General features: G+C 65.2%; 16 protein-coding genes and 1 tRNA gene. 6 read left to right on the forward strand and 11 right to left on the reverse strand.

Translation table 11 applies throughout. The features are described from left to right. Positions 1-31 precede the first annotated feature (31 nt). The 4 genes from ACIUM1_RS07425 to ACIUM1_RS07440 are packed head-to-tail and all read right to left on the reverse strand — an operon-like array spanning position 32 to position 3,346. Entirely contained in the window at positions 32-484 is a 453-nt protein-coding gene (locus ACIUM1_RS07425) for a MarR family winged helix-turn-helix transcriptional regulator (RefSeq protein ID WP_406816565.1), read from the reverse strand. An 11-nt stretch (positions 485-495) separates the two neighbouring features. After that, on the reverse strand, positions 496-1,749 hold the full coding sequence (locus tag ACIUM1_RS07430; RefSeq protein ID WP_406816566.1) for an amidohydrolase family protein: 1,254 nt from the start codon (positions 1,747-1,749) through the stop codon (positions 496-498). Beyond that, a complete protein-coding gene (locus ACIUM1_RS07435) occupies positions 1,746-2,081 on the reverse strand; it encodes a hypothetical protein (protein WP_406816567.1) in 336 nt (111 codons plus the stop codon). Before ACIUM1_RS07435 ends, ACIUM1_RS07430 begins: the two co-directional genes overlap by 4 nt. Further along, positions 2,078-3,346, reverse strand: a complete 1,269-nt coding sequence (locus ACIUM1_RS07440) for an aromatic ring-hydroxylating dioxygenase subunit alpha (protein WP_406816568.1) — start codon at positions 3,344-3,346, stop codon at positions 2,078-2,080. The genes ACIUM1_RS07435 and ACIUM1_RS07440 overlap by 4 nt, the downstream gene beginning before the upstream one ends. 187 nt (positions 3,347-3,533) lie before the next feature. Here ACIUM1_RS07440 and ACIUM1_RS07445 point away from each other — a divergent pair, with 187 nt between their 5' ends. After that, on the forward strand, positions 3,534-4,931 hold the full coding sequence (locus tag ACIUM1_RS07445; RefSeq protein WP_406816569.1) for an aldehyde dehydrogenase: 1,398 nt from the start codon (positions 3,534-3,536) through the stop codon (positions 4,929-4,931). 4 nt (positions 4,932-4,935) lie between these two features. Here the strand turns inward: ACIUM1_RS07445 and ACIUM1_RS07450 are convergent, their stop codons facing one another. Then, complete coding sequence (locus tag ACIUM1_RS07450) at positions 4,936-5,130, reverse strand: long chain fatty acid-CoA synthetase Faa4p (RefSeq protein ID WP_406817582.1); 195 nt, start codon at positions 5,128-5,130, stop codon at positions 4,936-4,938. 601 nt (positions 5,131-5,731) lie between these two features. Between ACIUM1_RS07450 and ACIUM1_RS07455 the strand changes: the two genes are divergently transcribed. Beyond that, positions 5,732-5,947, forward strand: a complete 216-nt coding sequence (locus ACIUM1_RS07455; protein WP_406817907.1) for a hypothetical protein — start codon at positions 5,732-5,734, stop codon at positions 5,945-5,947. 22 nt (positions 5,948-5,969) lie between these two features. Here ACIUM1_RS07455 and ACIUM1_RS07460 read toward each other — a convergent pair whose 3' ends face one another. Beyond that, the gene (locus ACIUM1_RS07460; RefSeq protein ID WP_406816570.1) at positions 5,970-8,168 is read right to left on the reverse strand and encodes a hypothetical protein; all 2,199 of its coding nucleotides are present in this window, start codon (positions 8,166-8,168) and stop codon (positions 5,970-5,972) included. A 243-nt stretch (positions 8,169-8,411) separates the two neighbouring features. Continuing rightward, complete coding sequence (locus tag ACIUM1_RS07465) at positions 8,412-8,714, reverse strand: hypothetical protein (RefSeq protein ID WP_406816571.1); 303 nt, start codon at positions 8,712-8,714, stop codon at positions 8,412-8,414. Between the two features lie 328 nt (positions 8,715-9,042). Here ACIUM1_RS07465 and ACIUM1_RS07470 point away from each other — a divergent pair, with 328 nt between their 5' ends. The 3 genes from ACIUM1_RS07470 to ACIUM1_RS07480 all read left to right on the forward strand — a co-directional run bounded on the left by ACIUM1_RS07470 (position 9,043) and on the right by ACIUM1_RS07480 (position 11,850). After that, positions 9,043-9,252 (forward strand): hypothetical protein, encoded by a 210-nt coding sequence (locus ACIUM1_RS07470; RefSeq protein ID WP_406816572.1) that lies wholly within the window; start codon positions 9,043-9,045, stop codon positions 9,250-9,252. Positions 9,253-9,267: 15 nt separating this feature from the next. Further along, positions 9,268-10,782, forward strand: coding sequence for an acetyl-CoA hydrolase/transferase family protein (locus tag ACIUM1_RS07475; protein ID WP_406816573.1), 1,515 nt, complete (start codon positions 9,268-9,270; stop codon positions 10,780-10,782). A 168-nt stretch (positions 10,783-10,950) separates the two neighbouring features. Further along, complete coding sequence (locus ACIUM1_RS07480) at positions 10,951-11,850, forward strand: haloalkane dehalogenase (RefSeq protein ID WP_406816574.1); 900 nt, start codon at positions 10,951-10,953, stop codon at positions 11,848-11,850. 370 nt (positions 11,851-12,220) lie between these two features. Here the strand turns inward: ACIUM1_RS07480 and ACIUM1_RS07485 are convergent, their stop codons facing one another. Continuing rightward, positions 12,221-12,820 (reverse strand): TetR/AcrR family transcriptional regulator, encoded by a 600-nt coding sequence (locus tag ACIUM1_RS07485; RefSeq protein ID WP_406816575.1) that lies wholly within the window; start codon positions 12,818-12,820, stop codon positions 12,221-12,223. Between the two features lie 91 nt (positions 12,821-12,911). Here ACIUM1_RS07485 and ACIUM1_RS07490 point away from each other — a divergent pair, with 91 nt between their 5' ends. Continuing rightward, complete coding sequence (locus tag ACIUM1_RS07490) at positions 12,912-13,769, forward strand: oxidoreductase (RefSeq protein ID WP_406816576.1); 858 nt, start codon at positions 12,912-12,914, stop codon at positions 13,767-13,769. A gap of 158 nt (positions 13,770-13,927) precedes the next feature. Here the strand turns inward: ACIUM1_RS07490 and ACIUM1_RS07495 are convergent, their stop codons facing one another. The 3 genes from ACIUM1_RS07495 to ACIUM1_RS07505 all read right to left on the reverse strand — a co-directional run bounded on the left by ACIUM1_RS07495 (position 13,928) and on the right by ACIUM1_RS07505 (position 16,541). Continuing rightward, positions 13,928-14,617: a hypothetical protein gene (locus tag ACIUM1_RS07495; RefSeq protein ID WP_406816577.1), complete on the reverse strand. Its 690-nt coding sequence runs from the start codon at positions 14,615-14,617 to the stop codon at positions 13,928-13,930. Between the two features lie 625 nt (positions 14,618-15,242). After that, positions 15,243-15,315 (reverse strand) — tRNA-Ala (locus ACIUM1_RS07500). Between the two features lie 56 nt (positions 15,316-15,371). After that, the gene (locus ACIUM1_RS07505) at positions 15,372-16,541 is read right to left on the reverse strand and encodes an MFS transporter (RefSeq protein WP_406816578.1); all 1,170 of its coding nucleotides are present in this window, start codon (positions 16,539-16,541) and stop codon (positions 15,372-15,374) included. Positions 16,542-16,603: the final 62 nt, after the last annotated feature.

Consider the following 16,603-nt stretch of genomic DNA (forward strand, 5'->3'; position numbering starts at 1 on the left):
GCCGTTGCCCGAACACGCCGCGGTGGCGAAGTCAGCCGTCGACGTGGTCGTTGAACAGCTCATGGCCGGTACCCTTTTCGACCACGCGGCCCAGCAATTCCCGCAGGGTCCGCTGCTCTTGCTCGGTGAGCACTCCGAACACCTCCTGGTGAGCGGCGATGGCGTCGTTGACCACCGTTTCGGCGACCTTGCGGCCCTCAGCGGTCAGGTAGGCCTGCAGGATGCGGGCGTGCTGGGGGTCCCGCTTCCTTTCCACCAGGCCGCGGCGTTCCAGCGCGGTGAGCGCGAGCTGGACCCCCTGCGGGCTGATCAGCAGGCGCCGCGCCAATTCGGCGCCGGACAAGCCGGGTTCGTTGGTCAATTGGCGCAGCACACCGATCTGGGCGGTGCTCACACCGTGTTCGCGCATCGCCTCGTTGATGGTGGTCAGCGAGTAGTAGAAGGCCTGCTTGAGCAGCCACAGGATATTGTCGGTGAGTTCCATGTCCGCCTCCATCACGCCGCGGGGGCTTTGTAGATCTGCCCGTTCTTCATGACGAAGCGGACGTCGAGGGTCGCGGCGATGTCGTCGAAGGGGTCGCCGGGGACGGCGATGATGTCGGCCAGGTAGCCCGGGGCCAGCCTGCCCAACTCGTCGTCCGCCTCGATCAGCTCGGCGGCCACCACGGTGGCCGCCCGGATCGCCTGCGCGGGAGTCATGCCGCGTTGCACCAGCGCGCCGAGTTCCTTGGCGTTCTGGCCATGCGGGATAGCCGGCGCGTCGGTACCACACGCGATCCGCACGCCGGCATCAATCGCCTTGGGCAGCATCGACTTTGCTCGCGGGAACACCTCGAGCGCTTTCTTGCGCAGCTCCGGCGCGATGCGGTCGATGGCCATCGCGTCTGTCAGATACGTGGTGGAGACCAGGAACGTGCCGTGGTCGACCATCATCTGGATCGTTTCGTCCGTGGCCAGGAAGCCGTGTTCGATGCAGTCGATCCCGGCGCGAATGCACGCTTGTATTGCGCTGTCTCCGACAGCGTGTGCGGCCACCCGGACTCCGGCCCGGTGGGCTTCGTCGGCGATGGCGGCGAACTCGGCGTCGGAGTACTGCTGTGCACCGGGCGCGGTGCTGTGCGACATCACCCCACCCGAAGCGGAGACCTTGATCAGCTTGGCGCCGTGGCGAATCTGATAACGCACGCAGGCGATCACGTCGGGCACCCCGTTGGCGATGCCCTCGGCCACCGACAGCGGCATGACCCCGGGTGCCAACCGCTGGAACACGGTCGGGTCCAGATGTCCGCCGTACGGGGTGACCGCGTGTCCGGCGGGATAGATGCGGGGCCCGATGTGCCAGCCCTGATCGATGGCGCGCTGCAGCGCCACGTCGAGCAGATATCCCCCGGTTTTGACCATCAGGCCGAGGTTGCGCACCGTGGTGAACCCGGCCTCCAGGGTGGTGCGCGCGTTGACCGCGCCGCGCAGCGTTCGATATGCGGGGTCGTCCTGCACGCCGTGCATGGGCGCCGGTAGACCCTCGGGGCCTCCGGGCCCACCGATGAGCAGGTTGAGTTCCATGTCCATCAGGCCCGGCAGCAGCGTCACGTCACCGAGGTCGATGATGGTGGCCGAATCCGGAAGCGGCTCTTGGGGATTGATCGCAGTGATGCGTTCGCCGTCGATCACCACTTCGGCCGGCCGGTGGATCTGGCCGGTCACGACGTCGGCCCATCGTGCCGCGCGCAACACGGTCACATCGGTCATGGAGCGGGCTCGGACACGCAGTCCAGCGTCGACGCGCCCGAGTCCGGAACGCGGGGCTGTTTCCAGCATTCCACCGGAAACGACACCATGATCATCGAATAGAGCAGGTGCATCAGATTCTGGACGTCGTCGGGCAAGTCGTCGAGAGAAAACTTGTCGCAGAACGCCAGAGCCTCTTCGGCCCGCGGGGTGATTGCGTCGTAAAAGGCCTTCATTTCCGTCATCGAGCTGGCCAGCCTCTTGGCATAGCGTTCGGGTTCGCTGGGCAGGCACCACTGCGCGAACCGTTCGAGGTCGGCGAACTCTGCCGGCAGCATCGGCATCGTAGTCACACTCCTGCCGTCAAAGTTTGGCGATAGTCGTCGATCCAGGCCGCGGTCTCCTTGTGTAGGTGACGGATCAGGATCTCCTGATCGCAGAGCAAGAACTCGTCGATCACTTGCGATTCGAGCATCGTCTGCGTCGCCTCCAGCGTATTCGCGTCCTGCAACCCGTATTCCTTGAACGACACGGCCGCCAGTTCCTGGGCCACCCGCTCGCGCGGGGTGCGCGGCGCCGGGAAGTACAGCGTGCCTTCGAAGAGGTGGCTGTTGTAGGAGGTCGGCCAGTAGTGGTAGGTCAAATACCAGCCCTGGCCCCAGAACAGGATGACGAAGTTGGGGAACAGCTGGAACGAATCCAGGCCCCACGGATCACATTTCGCGGGGTTGAGCCCGGCGGGCATCGGTCCCAGGTCAGGCTTGTCCCAGGGGCCGAAGAGCCCGCTCTGGCAGATGTCTTCGATCGGCTTGCGCATCTCGTCGGCCATTTCCCAGGCCCGCACCCCGGAGGTGCTGACCAGCCGGTGCGGCCCCTCCAGCCGGTAGTGCGGGGCTTCAAAACCCGCCTCGGCGGCCGCCTTCGAGTACGCGGTCGGCGACTGGTTCGCGTGCAACACGGGTGCGTGATAGAACTCCTGGAACGCGTCCATGTAGAGCTTCCAGTTCGCCTTGACCTCCGAGCGGTAGTACCAGCGGGATGTCATCTTGTCGAAGGGGTAGCCCTCCAGGCCAATGACCATGGGCCCCAAGAACTCTCGCAAGGACTGGTCGGGTTTCTTGGCGAAGTTGACGAAGATGAAGCCTTCCCATACGTCGCAGTGCACCGGCACCAGGCCGTAACGGCTCTTGTCGAGGTTGAAGAACTCCTCCTCCTGCTGCACGAAGGTGAGGTTGCCGTCCAGGTCGTAGCGCCAGGCGTGGTATTTGCACGTGAACTGGCGGCACACACCGCGCGTCTCGTCCTGGGGCATGTCGTTCCACACCAGCTTGTTGCCGCGGTGCCGGCATACGTTGTGGTAGGCCTTGATGCCGCCAGAAGTCGTGCGCACCAGAATGATCGACGTATTGACGACCTTCAGCTCCCGGGTGAAATAACTGCCCTTGCGCGGAAGCTGTTCAACGCGACCGACGTTGAGCCAGGCACGTTTGAAGATGGCCTCGCGTTCCAGCTGGTAGACCTCGGGGCTGACGGAGTCCTGGTACGACACCGGATCGGTGCCCAGCTCGGGGTAGTGCTCGGTCCAGCTGCCCTCCGGCGGTTTGGGGAATCGAGCCATGATCGCTCCTTAAACAATCCAATCTCACCAATGTCTTCGGCGCCCAGCCACTCACTGCAGGCCTGCCTGCGCGAAAACAACCACCTGCGCACCGGTTTCACCGATCCCTGAGAGCTCCGTCACGGCCGACGGTATATCCTCGACCCCATCAATAGCAAGTAGTTGATATTGGCCTCGGGAGGCGCGGATGGACCGCAACGTCGTGCAAGTCATCTCACCACATACCGAGGAACCCATCGCCGAGGTCGATGCGGCCGCACCCCACGACGTCGATGCCGCGGTCGCCGCCGCGCGCGCAGCCATGGCGTCCTGGGGCCGCAGTGAGCCGTCGGAGCGGATCGCCGCCGTCCGGCGCCTGGCCGACATCTACGACCGACGCCGCCCGGAGATGGCCGAGACGATCACCGCCGAGATCGGCGCCCCGACCAGTTTCGCCCAGCGTGCGCAGGTCGGCCTGCCCGCGTTCATGATCCGCGCGTTCTGCGATCTGGCCGAGCGGCATCAGTGGGAGGAAACCAGGCCCGGGTACTTCGGCAGTGACGTGCTGGTCCGCAAGGAGCCCGTTGGCGTCGTCGCGGCGATCGTGCCGTGGAACATGCCCCAGTTCCTGATAGTCACCAAACTGGTGCCCGCGCTGCTGGGCGGCTGCGCCGTGCTGGTCAAGCCGGCACCCGAAAGCCCATTGGATGCGCTGCTTTTGGGCGAGATGCTCGACGAGGCCGGCCTGCCACCCGGGGTGGTCAGTGTGCTTCCCGGCGACGCCGCGCTCGGCGCCTACCTCGTCGCCCACCGCGGGGTGGACAAGGTGTCCTTCACCGGCTCCACCACCGCCGGCCGGGCCGTCGCCGCGGCGTGCGCGGCCAACCTGACCAAGGTCAGCCTCGAACTCGGCGGCAAGTCGGCGGCGCTGGTTCTCGACGACGCGGCGCCGGACAAGCTCGCCGCCGGAGTGCGATCGGCCAGCCTGTCCAACAGCGGGCAGATCTGCAACGCGCTGACGCGCGTGCTGGTCCCCCAAGCCCGCCACGACGAGTACGTCGACGCGCTCGCCGCCGAGATGAGCGGCCTTCGCGTCGGCGACCCCAGCGACACCGAGACTCAGCTCGGTCCCCTGGTGTCGCGTCGCCAGCAGCAGCGGGTGTGCGACTACATCAACGTCGGCCAGCAGGAGGGGGCGCGATTGATCGTGGGCGGAACCGACATGCCCGACGGGCTCGACCGGGGCTGGTACGTCCGGCCCACCCTGTTCGCGGCGGCCGACAACACCATGCGCATCGCACGCGAAGAGATCTTCGGTCCCGTCATCACGGTCATCCCCTACCGCGACGAGGAGCAGGCCGTCGAGATCGCCAACGATTCGGACTACGGCCTGGCCGGGTCGGTGTGGGGCAATGACACAGACCGGGCCCTGGAGCTGGCCACGCGGATCCACACCGGCACCCTCGGCATCAACCAGGGCTACACCATGGATCCGTTTGCGCCGTTCGGCGGCGTCAAAGCGAGCGGTTACGGGCGCGAGCTCGGACCGGAAGGGCTCGACGGCTACCTCGAGACCAAATCGATCGCGATCGCGCCGGGCGGCTAGCTGACTAGCCGGTCTCGCTGGCGACGTACACGGCGACGTACCCGATCGGGATGCCGGTCCAGGTCGCGATGCATTCGCGTGCCGCCAGCTCCACGGTGGCCCGGCTGCTGGCGCGGGTGGTCCTGCCGATCTCGGGAACCCGGATCGCCCATCCGTCCGTATCGCGAGCGATTTCGACATCGAAGCACTGGCCGACCATCGGACACTTCACGCGGGGAACGACGGCCCGCTGACGGCGGGCGCTGCGCACCGATTGACGGCGCAGCAAAGCGGGCTGAACAGACATGGCTGCTTTCCTGAGTCGCGAACGAACCGCGGGCAAGAGTAATGCGCATCGAGGCGAAAACCTAATCGGCGGTCTCGGCCTGATAACGGGCGAATCGTCTGCGATTGCGGGTCGCGTCCGGCTATCCGCCGCAAAGCTCGACTTCCTTGTCTCGCCGCGATGTTCGGCCGTGCGCAGGCCTGCAACTGTTCCAGTCAATCATGGCCGGCTGCAAGTGATTTGGATTCGGCCGGGTTTCGTCCGTGGCTGTGGCGCGACAAATAGCGTGGGCGGGATGCTTCGCGAACCCACCCATGGGTTGTCCGACAGGGCCGATCGCGTAGCCGACAGCCCAAGTGACCGTTATGGAACGTTGGCCGAATCGGCCGCGGAGCTTGGCGTGGGCGCCCGTGCTCACGGAGGCGCGCGGGCCACGTCCTCGGATTTGGCGCCGAAATGGCTATCCGGCGATAGAATGTGATGTATACCACATATGGGCATGGCATGTTGCGGGCGTCACATCAAAGGAGATTTCATGGTCGACGTGGATCGTTCTAGAAAGGCCGTCATCGCCCCACGTTCCGGCGCGGCGGTCAATTCGCACCGTCTGCTCGTCGCCATCCTGACCGTCACCGTATTCGTCTGCGCGATCGTGGGCGTCATCGCTGCCGCGATGATGGGGCAAACTACCGCCGCGCTCCTCATCGCACTTGTGGCCGGTGGCTGGTTCTCGGCCGCCGCCCTCTGCTGACATCGGTGGCGGCGCCGCGCCACTAGTCGCTCGACTCGAACTCCGGCTCGTCCGACTTGGTCTCGCTCGCTGTATTCCGAGCCTCGACGACATCGAGAGAGCATTGCGGAAGCCGGCGCAACGCGTCGGGATCACTCTGCACCCGCAGGCGGCGCCGTCCGCCTTCGTCGATGTCAACGCCAACGGGTAACGCCTCGCCCCCCGAGCCGCCCTGGCCGACGTACAGCTGCAGTTCGTCGGAGTCGACGAACAACACGGCATCATCCTGCGACAGCCTCCACGGGTGGCCGTCGGTGGGCCATCGCCCGCCGACCATCCGAATCCCGTCGACTTCGGCTGCCTCGCCTTCGCCCGCATGGGCCGCGACGCAATCAATCCACAACTTCGCCGGCACCGGACGGAAGTACACCGCGAGGCGCTGGCGGTTGAGCTGCAGGTCGACCGGCATGCCGATCGGCGGAAGCGATGTGCCCTCTGGGTGGTCATTCAGTGATTTCTTGACCTGACGAGAACCGATGCCGGTGCCGAACCAGTCGATGGTCAGCACGGTGGTGATGTACTGCGCGATCGCGAGGGTCAACAATCCGCCCGCGCCCGCGGCTCCTACCCCGGCGGCCCCCGCTACCCAGGTCACCGGTAGTGCAAGCAGACCCACGACTGCCGCCGCGCCCGCAGCCGTGGCCACTTTGCCCGCGGCGGTCAGGCTGAAATCCGCGTTCACATCCGGCTCGGAGTTCTGGGCCGGTCGCACCCCCACGGTCCGCGGTAGCCGCTCGAATCGCTCGCTGATCCGCTTGACTTCCGCCTCGTATTCCTCGGCGCCGAGATTACCGGTGCGCTTCTTGTGGCCGGCGAGCTTCAGCGTCTCTTCGAGAAGCTCGATGTTGTCCACATCGTCGCGGAGCAACTCCTTGCCCTTCGGGTCGCGCGGGATGTCGCCGAGACCCATGTCGTACGTGACCTTGAAATTGGCCTTGAAGTCGTAGAGCTTCGTTTCGGCGCTCACCGTGCCGTCGACCACCAACCGGCCGTCCCCGGTGCGCGGCACGATATCGGCGTCGAGGGCATCGAGACTGCGCTCCTGTCCGCCGATGTTGATGGTCTTCGGCCCGGCCAGCGCGCACGGCGCATCGGGGTCGAAGTCGCTCGCGTCGAGATCGAAGCTTTTCATCACGGTGTCGCGGACCTGCCGCAGGATGCTCCACCCGGTGACAGCCAAAGCGGCCCTCTCCCGGGGGTTTTCGGCGAGGACTGATGCGGGTAGCTCCTCACCGGGCGGCAACTCCCGCAGTGTCCGAAGCTGCACCACCATGGATTCCTCGGTGGCCTGCCTGGACGGTGGGCCGACGTCGAAGCGCTGCACGACGGCGTCGAGTTCCTTGACCGTGCTGTCGTCTCGGGCCTCGGCGTCGACGTCCACCGGCGTGGGTAACAGGGACTGAATCCCGTTGTCTCCCATAGCCTTGAGTTGCGGGCGGACCGCATCGGCGATTTGCGCGGCAAGCGAGTCGAGCACCCTCGTTCTGGCTTCGTCGTCGGAAAGGCCGGGGTGCTGCAGTTTCTCCAGGTTCACCATCAGCTCACCGGCGATGCTGTGGGTTATCCAGTGCGCCTCGGCGTAGTCGAGTTCCCAGCTGATGCGCGGATCCTGTCCGGCGAAGACGGTGATGCCGCCCGCACGCCGCTCGACGTGCGGACCAAACAGCCACCCGGCGTACTGATCCCGCGACGGGGCGGCCACCAGCGCGGGAGCATCCTGGGATGTGAAGTTCAGTGCGATCGTCTGCTTGCCCGGCTCTATCCGGTGCGGCTCGAGCTGATCGTGGATTGTCAACCGCCCGAACAGCGGAATCTCGTTGTACGCGATCTCGCGCGACTGTCCGGCCCGCGGACCATCGGGGATCGTGATGGTCGCCGGTGGCAGCGCTACCAACGGGATGCAGGTGACCGAATCGATGACGATCTTGGAATCGAAAATCACCAGATCAATCGCGAAGTGCCGCAGCGGGTCGCGAAGCTCACCGTCGGCTTCCTCCTGCCACAGCCGCTGGCGGGCGTCGAGGACGAACCACACGCGATCCAGGGTGAGGTCGAGGGTCGCCGTGGCCGAGTAGCCGGTGCCGTCGACGGACTGCGTGTACTTGTCGCCGCTGAACATCTCGGCCGTCTGATCCTGCACACGTTCGCGATGAATCTCGATGATCGTGTCGGGGCGATGCATGGCAGAACTCCGTCCCTCGTCGTACGCATGGTGCCGTCGTCGCGTGCGCGGTGATGCCAGCCCGATCGGGGCGCTCCGATCGGCTTGTGGATGCTGTACCCAAAATGGCGCGTCTCAAGTCGTCTCAAGTCGTCTCAAGTCGCGCCGGCGCAAGCGTCCCTCAACCGCCGCATGCTCCGTAACGGGGAGTCTCCAAAACTATTGCGCTTCAACGCAATCCGTTGGCGCCGCGGTCGTATTCCGCTATGGGCGCTCTTCAATCACACACCGAACAATACCGTTGGCAAAGCTGGGATCGAACCCCATCTGCGCCACTTTCTGCGCTTCGGCGGCAGGGGGAACACCGGAATCGAGGTCCTGCTCGATGGTGCCGACGAGCTGCAGGTTCTGCGGATCGCGCCCCGCCACCGGTTCGGTCATCTTCCCCACGCAGCTGCGATAGCCGCTGTAGTCAGCGTGAGCGGACGCCCCCGTCATCACCGCCGGCCCGATAAACAGGACCGCAAGGGCTAAGCCGACCGCGGCGACGACGTAGAGCAAACGCACGGTCTCTCGGGTACCCAGCTGCAACGATCGATAATCAGCAAACGAGCGGCGCTGCTTTTCGGCGTCGCCCGAATTCCAGCCGGCGATCGGGTCGGGTGTGGCGCATCACCCGCCCGGTCGAGATGTGCGAGACGTGTTGGAGTGTGCCGGTGTCACCGCCTAGGACACACTAACCTTGACTGTCGCCGATCTCACGTCCGATGATGAATGGCCCGAGGCGGTCTACGGCCCGCGACTTTGTGCTTCATGTCGCCTCGCCCTATCCACCGGATGAACCCAGGAATGAAGACGAGGTCATCGTGCCGGCGCCGAAATCGGCTGAGCCATAGTGAACTTCGACGGATCGATCGTGTTCTGTGTGGTCTCGCGCTGTCACGGCGGAGCCTTTGATCGGCCCCGCCGGGTGGGTTTAGTGCACGCGGTCATTCCGCCCACAGAATTGCGATCGAGGATCGCCGAAGCCGTCGAGCGCGGGATGGCGCGGACCATCGCGGCGCCCGCGGGCAGCGGCAAGAACCTCAACCGCGAGGCCAGCTGAGCTGCGGGTGGGCCGATGTCACGCATCAGTTGCCCTGTACTAGCCGCGAAGGTGGTCGCGGCCGAGGAGGCCGTGGCGCACATCCACGACGGCGACAACGTGGGCTTCAGCGGGTTCACCGGCGCCGGCTATCCCAAGGCGGTCCCCGCCGCGCTGGCCGCAACCATGATCCGGGCCCACGACGAGGGACGGCAGTTCCAGGTCGGGCTGTGGACCGGCGCGTCGACGGCACCCGACGCCGACGGCGTACTCGCCGCTGCCCACGGGATCTCGACCCGGCTGCCGTACAACTCCGACCCCACGCTGCGCGGCATGATCAACGCCGGCGAGGTCCGCTACATCGACGCCCACTTGAGCCACGCCGCGCAGCACATGTGGTTCGGCTTCTACGGCAAGCTCGACGTGGCGGTCGTGGAGGTGACCGCGGCACTTGGGGACGGGCTGCTGGTGCCCAGCACCTCGGTGGGCAACAACAAGACCTGGCTCGACCAGGCCGAGCGGGTCATCCTCGAGGTCAACCACTGGCAGCCGCGTGAGCTGGAGGGCTTCCATGACATCTACTACGGCACCGCGCTGCCGCCGTACCGCCGCCCGATCATGCTCACCGAGGCAGTGCAACGCATCGGCGAGCCATACCTGCACGTAGACCAGGACAAGGTCGTCGCCGTAATCGAGACGCACAGCCCCGACCGCAACGCGCCGTTCAGCCCCCCCGACGACACCTCACAGGCGATCGCCGGGCACCTGGTGGATTTCCTACTCCACGAGATCCGCGCTGGACGGATGCCGCCGGGGCTGCTGCCGATCCAGTCCGGCGTCGGCAACGTCGCCAACGCCGTCCTGGCCGGACTCGATGACAGCGAGTTCACCGACCTGGTCGCGTTCACCGAGGTGCTGCAGGACGGCATGCTCGACCTGCTCGACTCCGGGACGCTGCGGGCGGCGTCGGCCACGTCATTCGGGCTGTCCGGCGACGGCATACGCCGGTTCATGGCCGGCATTGACGACTACAAGGGCCGCATCCTGCTGCGCAGTCAGGAGATCTCCAACCACCCGGAGGTGGTGCGCCGGCTCGGCGTGCTGGCCATGAACGGCATGATCGAGGCCGACATCTACGGCAACGTGAACTCCACCCACATCATGGGCAGTGCGATCATGAACGGCATCGGCGGGAGTGGGGACTTCGCGCGCAACGGGTTCTGCAGCTTCTTCCTGTCGCCCTCGACGGCCAAGGGTGGTGCCATCTCGGCGATCGTCCCGATGGTCAGTCACGTCGACCACACCGAGCACGACGTAGACGTCGTCGTGACCGAGCAGGGCCTCGCCGACCTGCGCGGGCTGGCTCCCCGGGACCGGGCGCCGCGGATCATCGAGAATTGTGCGCATCCGTCGTTCCGGGATCAGCTGCGCGATTACTTCGACCGTGCACTCGCGGCCCGGCCGAACGCCCGCCACACCCCACACCTGCTGGGCGAGGCGCTGTCGTGGCATCAGCGCTACCTCGACTCGGGAAGCATGCTGACCGTGTGACATGAGCTCTGATCGCGGCACGCGACAACACAATGCGGGCACTGAGCGGATGATGTCCGGCATTGTGGGTAACGGCCGGTCGTGACGCCAGTTGCGAACGGTTCAGTCGGAAGCTTGATTCATGATACGAAGCCCGACGGCCCGCGGGCGCGACAGCAAGGACTGTTCATGGACTTTCTGCGCACTCCCGATGACCGCTTCGGCAGTCTGCCGGACTTCCGGTACCCACCGCGCTACGTCGATGATCTACCCGGGTCGCCCGGATTGCGCCTGGCCTACATCGACGAAGGGCCCCGCGATGCTGCCCGCACCTATTTGTGCCTCCACGGTCAACCCACCTGGAGCTACCTGTACCGCAAGATGATCCCGGTGTTCCAATCCGCTGGTGGCCGCGTCATCGCTCCCGACTTCTTCGGCTTCGGCCGCTCCGACAAGCCTGTCAACGACGCGGCGTACACCTTCGAGTTCCATCGACGCAGCCTCGTCGACCTGATCACGCGGCTGGACCTGCGCGACATCACGCTGGTGGTGCAAGACTGGGGCGGTCTTCTCGGGCTCACCCTGCCGGTCGACACGGAAATGCGTCTGCGCATCACCCGGCTGATCATCATGAACACGACGCTGGCGGTCGGCGAACCACTCGGCCCGGGCTTCGATGCGTGGCGGGACTACGCCACCTCCACCGACGACCTGGCCGTCGGACGACTCCTGCGCCGGTCTGAGCCCACCCTCACCGAAGAGGAAGCCGCAGCCTACGATGCGCCCTTCCCAGACAAGACCTTTAAGGGTGGGGTGCGCCGATTCCCCTTGCTGGTCATGACCAAACCCGACATGCCCGGTGTGGAGGTCAGCCGCCGAGCTGCCGACTTCTGGCACACCAGCTGGGACGGGCCCACCTTCATGGCCATCGGTGAACGCGACCCCGTCCTGGGCCCCGAGATCATGGCCCGTATGCAACGCCTCATCCGCGGCTGCCCTGAGCCGCTTCGGCTTCCGCAAGCAGGCCACTTCGTCCAAGAACACGGTGCCCCGGTCGCCGCTGCGGCACTGGACCATCTCGCCACCTAGAGCACCGCTCACGATTACGCGATCCCGTTGGGCTATTCCCCTAGCCCTTCGTATCCAATTCGCCGTAATCGCTTCACCCTTGGATAGGAGTTCGAGAATGTAGCGCAGGAGACGCACGATGACTGCCGCTTTGTCACCAAACTCAGCCCGCCGCCGCTCCGCGGCACCGTCGAACACCAGCTGACCGTGACGCCGACTCTCGAGCTTGCCTCCGGCGTTCTGGATCTTGAGCGATACCACGATGCGCTTCAGCGATAAGCCTCGCGGTTGCTCGCACAACTCAGCATGCGCCAGCTCGCGAGAAACTTCGTCGGCTGCTACCAGTTAGCAAGACCGGCAAGGTAACCGTGAATGCCCAAAGGTTCGAGCGTCACTGGGCGCCCGCTTGGTCGATCAGCGTCTCAGCTGCCGTGCGAGCCAGCGCCCATGGCGATGCGTCGTCTAGCGACGTGGCTAGTGCGGCCGCACCTTCGTAGAGCACGGCGAGCTGGCTACCCAGTAGTCGTGGGTCGGCGACGCCCGCCTGCGTGGCCAGCTCGGTAACTCCGTCGATGAAATTGCGCTTGTTTGCACGAACGATGCTTTGAACTCCGGCCATTGCTCCTGCTGCCTCGACTGCCGCGTTGTGGAACGGGCAGCCACGTATGGGTGCATCACCCACCGTGGGAATGTCGAAAAGGGCCAGTAGTCTTTCGCGCGGCGTTTGGCCGGCGGCGTGCGCTCTCGATTGGATGGAATTGGCGACACGTTGCTCGATGCTGCGCAGGTACTCCTCGACTACTGCTGTCTTGCTCGGAAAGTGTTGGTAGAGGGTGCGTTTGGATACCGACGATTGGGTTGCCAGTCGTTCAACGCCGGTGGCGTTGATGCCCTCCCGATAGAACAGCTCGGCAGCGGTGTCCAGGATGCGCTGGCGCGCGCCACGGCCGCCCTTGTTTTTCGTGTGCTGCGCAGCACGCTGCGTACCCATGATTCGAGTATACCGAACGGTTTACATCGGGCTTGAGGAGGCGTAGCGTCGCCACCACAGAAGTACACCACACGGTTTACCAGGAGTGGACATGACACAAGGGTCGCCCGTGGCATTGGTTACCGGCGTCTCGTCCGGAATCGGCCAGGCTGTTGCGAGCGCCTTGGCGGCGAAGGGCTTTGAGGTTTTCGGCACCAGCCGCAACCCGCAAAGGACGGCGCCGATCCCCGGGGTGGAATTGATTCAGCTTGATGTCACCGACGACGCTTCGGTCACTCGAGCCGTCTCAACGGTGATCCAGCACGCGGGTCGCATCGACGTTCTGGTCAACAACGCCGGCATCGGGGTCCTCGGCGCCGCAGAGGAAAGTTCGATAACCCAGGCCCAGCAGATATTCGACACCAATTTCTTCGGGTTGGTGCGGCTGACCCGTGAGGTGCTGCCTCATCTGCGTGCGCAGAACAGCGGTCGGATCATCAACATCAGCTCGGTGCTGGGATTCCTGCCGGCGCCCTACGCCGCGTTATACGCCGCCACCAAGTACGCGGTCGAGGGTTACTCGGAATCCCTCGACCACGAAACCCGCGACTTCGGCGTGCGCGTCTCGGTCGTCGAACCCGCCTACACCAACACCTCCTTCGACACCAACGCGCTTGATGCCGACTCACCGATCGACAGCTACGCGGCCACCCGCGAGCACGTCCAGCAAGCCCTCAGCGAGGCGGTGCATGCCGGCGACGATCCCGCGGTGGTCGCACAAGTCGTCCTCAAGGCGGCCAGCAGCCGCACGCCAAAACTGCGGTATCCGGCCGGACCAATGGCGCGCCGGCTCTCGTTGCTAAAAAGGTTTGCCCCGGCCACCTTGCTGGACAAGGGAATTCGTAAAGAGAGCGGGTTGACGACGGCGCCGAAACCGAACCACAACCACACCCCGACGCGAGTCCGGTAGGAGATTTCCGGCCTAACGGCCCGCAGCGGTGGGCCGTCTGGCCGATAGATGCGATGACAACGACGGCCGGCCCGTCACCGTCGACGTAGTCTCGATCGACACGGGGCCGCGTTGGCGGGGCGGCCAGCAGCCCACGCCCAAGCAGTTCAACCACGGTGTTATTTGTGACATTGATGGTTGACTACCCGCTGGCCCGCGTTTCTCCGGTTTGCCAACAGCACGCGGATCGTGGTGATGTGCAGGATGGTCGAGAAGGGCACCATGTAGGCCGGGAAGAGGACCATCGGCCACTGGGTGAACACCGAAGTCGGTGGGTCGGTATGCACCACGGCGAGAGCTTGGGATGCCAGGAAACCGGTTGCCACCGCGCCGACAAAATCGAGCAGACCGAGCATCGACCAGGCGACGGGAATACTGGTCGACGTCGACCAGATCAGGGCGATCACGGCGACGCAGGCAGTGACACCGACTGCGATGTCGCCGAAGGCAGCTGGGTAGGCGAAGAAGCCGGGAAGCTCACCGCGGACCTCCAACACCAAGAACACGCATCCCAACCAACGAGCGGTCTGTGTGATGAGCAGTTCGGCGAGCGTTCGCCGGTCGGCCAGCAGCTCATTCAGCGACGACCAGCGCGCCACCACAATGGGTCCAATGCCGACGAGCGCAAAGAACAAGTAGACCAACCATGGTGGCCGGTGTGGACCATCGTGAAAAGCCTCCACTTGGCAGAATCCCGCGGCCACGGCGAACCAAACGGCGAATACGGCCATAAGGGCACCTGCCAGCCTCAGCGACTCACGGGTCGACCGGCCATGACGTGTCGCAGACCGATACATGATCACCGGCACCCACCCGGTGAAGACGAGAGCTACCGAGACCACCAAGATCGTGATGGTCACTGGCACATCGGGAATCGGACGATCCACCGCTTCCTCCTCAACCAGTGTGACTGCCGACCGACCACCTTTATCTAATGTCCTCGGTCCACCCGAACGCCCTTCGAAGCCAGGCGATCACGGCCCACGTGACGGAAGGTTATCGTCGCAGACCGAAAACGATGACCCGCGACACTGAGAGGCTGCTGCGCGCGAGGCCGGATCATTTCGGCGCCGACTTATGGCGATGCTCATCGTCAATGAGTAGCCGCCAGTGTTCGTCGACGTGGTCGGACTGACACTCAAGTGGGGGTCTCGATAATCTGCTCGTATGTCGGTGCAACGCCGGTGAGATCGACGGCGGCCCTGCCGGTTGTGGGCCGGGCCAGGTAAAGCCCCCACGGGTGCACCATCCTCGACGAGTCGAGAGACCGAAACCGCCTGCGCTCGCATGCCGCCACCGAGAGGTTTCGTGGTGTCGCCGCCATCGTGTCGAGGACCCTGGCTAGCCGCGCAGGGGCGTGGTTGCGCAACTATAGAGGGAGCTCGCTGCGCGACGGCATACCGTCGGATCGTGCCATATTCGCAGGTACCTGAGTGGAGCTAAGGGGACTCGAACCCCTGACCCCCACACTGCCAGTGTGGTGCGCTACCAGCTGCGCCATAGCCCCAAGAAGTCGTGCCCATCGAAGCTACACCACCGGTTACCGTCCATCAAAGTTGCTGCTCATACCGGCTCGACGTCCGACTCGGAGGCCAGTAGGTCTGCGTCCAGATCCGCCGCCGCCCGGGTTTCCGGCGCCACCACCCAGCCGATGGCGGCGACCAGCAGCACGATCCCACTGATGACGAAGCCCCACATGTAGCTGAACTGCTCGGCGGTCCAGCCGACCGCCATTGACCCGACGATGGCGCCCAAGTCCGACATCATCTGCACCGTCGCCACCGGAAGGCCCGCGCGCGCCTCGTTGCCGAGGATGTCCGCGACGGCGGCCTGCAGCGGTGACATGTAGATCCCGGTCATCGCTCCGACCACGGCCGCCGCCACCATGAACACCGGCAGCGACGAGACGAAGCCCAGCCAGACGGTCGCCACCCCGGAGGTCACCAGGCCGACGATCAACAAGGTGCGCCGCCCCATCCGGTCCGACAGGTAGCCACTGGGGATGACGGCCAGCGCGTTGCCGCCCGCGAAGGCGGCGAGCACCACGCCGATGATGCCGATGCCCCGGCCCATGACATCGGAGATGAACAACGGCACCAATGCGACCCGAAGGCCAAAGGCCGACCAGCCGGTCGCGAAATTGGACAGCAGCGCCGACCGGTACGCACGCACCCGCAGCGCCTCGCGCAGCGTCACCGTGGACCGCGTTGGGGGCGGCGGCGCGGCCAGCGCCGAGTTTCGCAGGCTGTAGAACAGCACCACCGCGACCCCCAGCATGGCGACGCCGTAAACGACGAACGGAGCCGTCAGCCCCCAACCCGCCGCCAGGCCGCCGACCGCCGGACCGCCGACCGCCCCCACCATGAACGAGGTGGTGAACAGTCCCGCAATCCGCCCGCGCGCGTCGGGTGGGCTGATGTGGATCATCAGTCCCAGCGCCGAGACATAAAACATGGTGGACCCGACGCCGCTGAAGATCCGGAAAAGCATTAACTGCCAGTAGGCCTGGGAAAACGCGCACGCGGCGGTCGACACCGCCACGACCAGCAAACCGCTGATATAGATCCGACGCTCACCCAACCGCTCGGTGAGCAGTCCACTGATCGGTGCGAAACACAACCGGCTCAACGAAAAGACGGTGACCAAGAATGTCACCGCCTTGATGCTCACCCCGAAACTCCGTGCAAAGGTTGGCAGCGCCGGCGAAATCACACCGTAGCCCAGGGCGATCATGATATTCGCCCAGCTCAGAATCCAGACTTCGCGCGGCAGCCGGCCAGATCGGGACGCACGCC

The sequence above is a fragment of the Mycobacterium sp. M23085 genome (assembly GCF_045343915.1).
Classification (GTDB): domain Bacteria; phylum Actinomycetota; class Actinomycetes; order Mycobacteriales; family Mycobacteriaceae; genus Mycobacterium.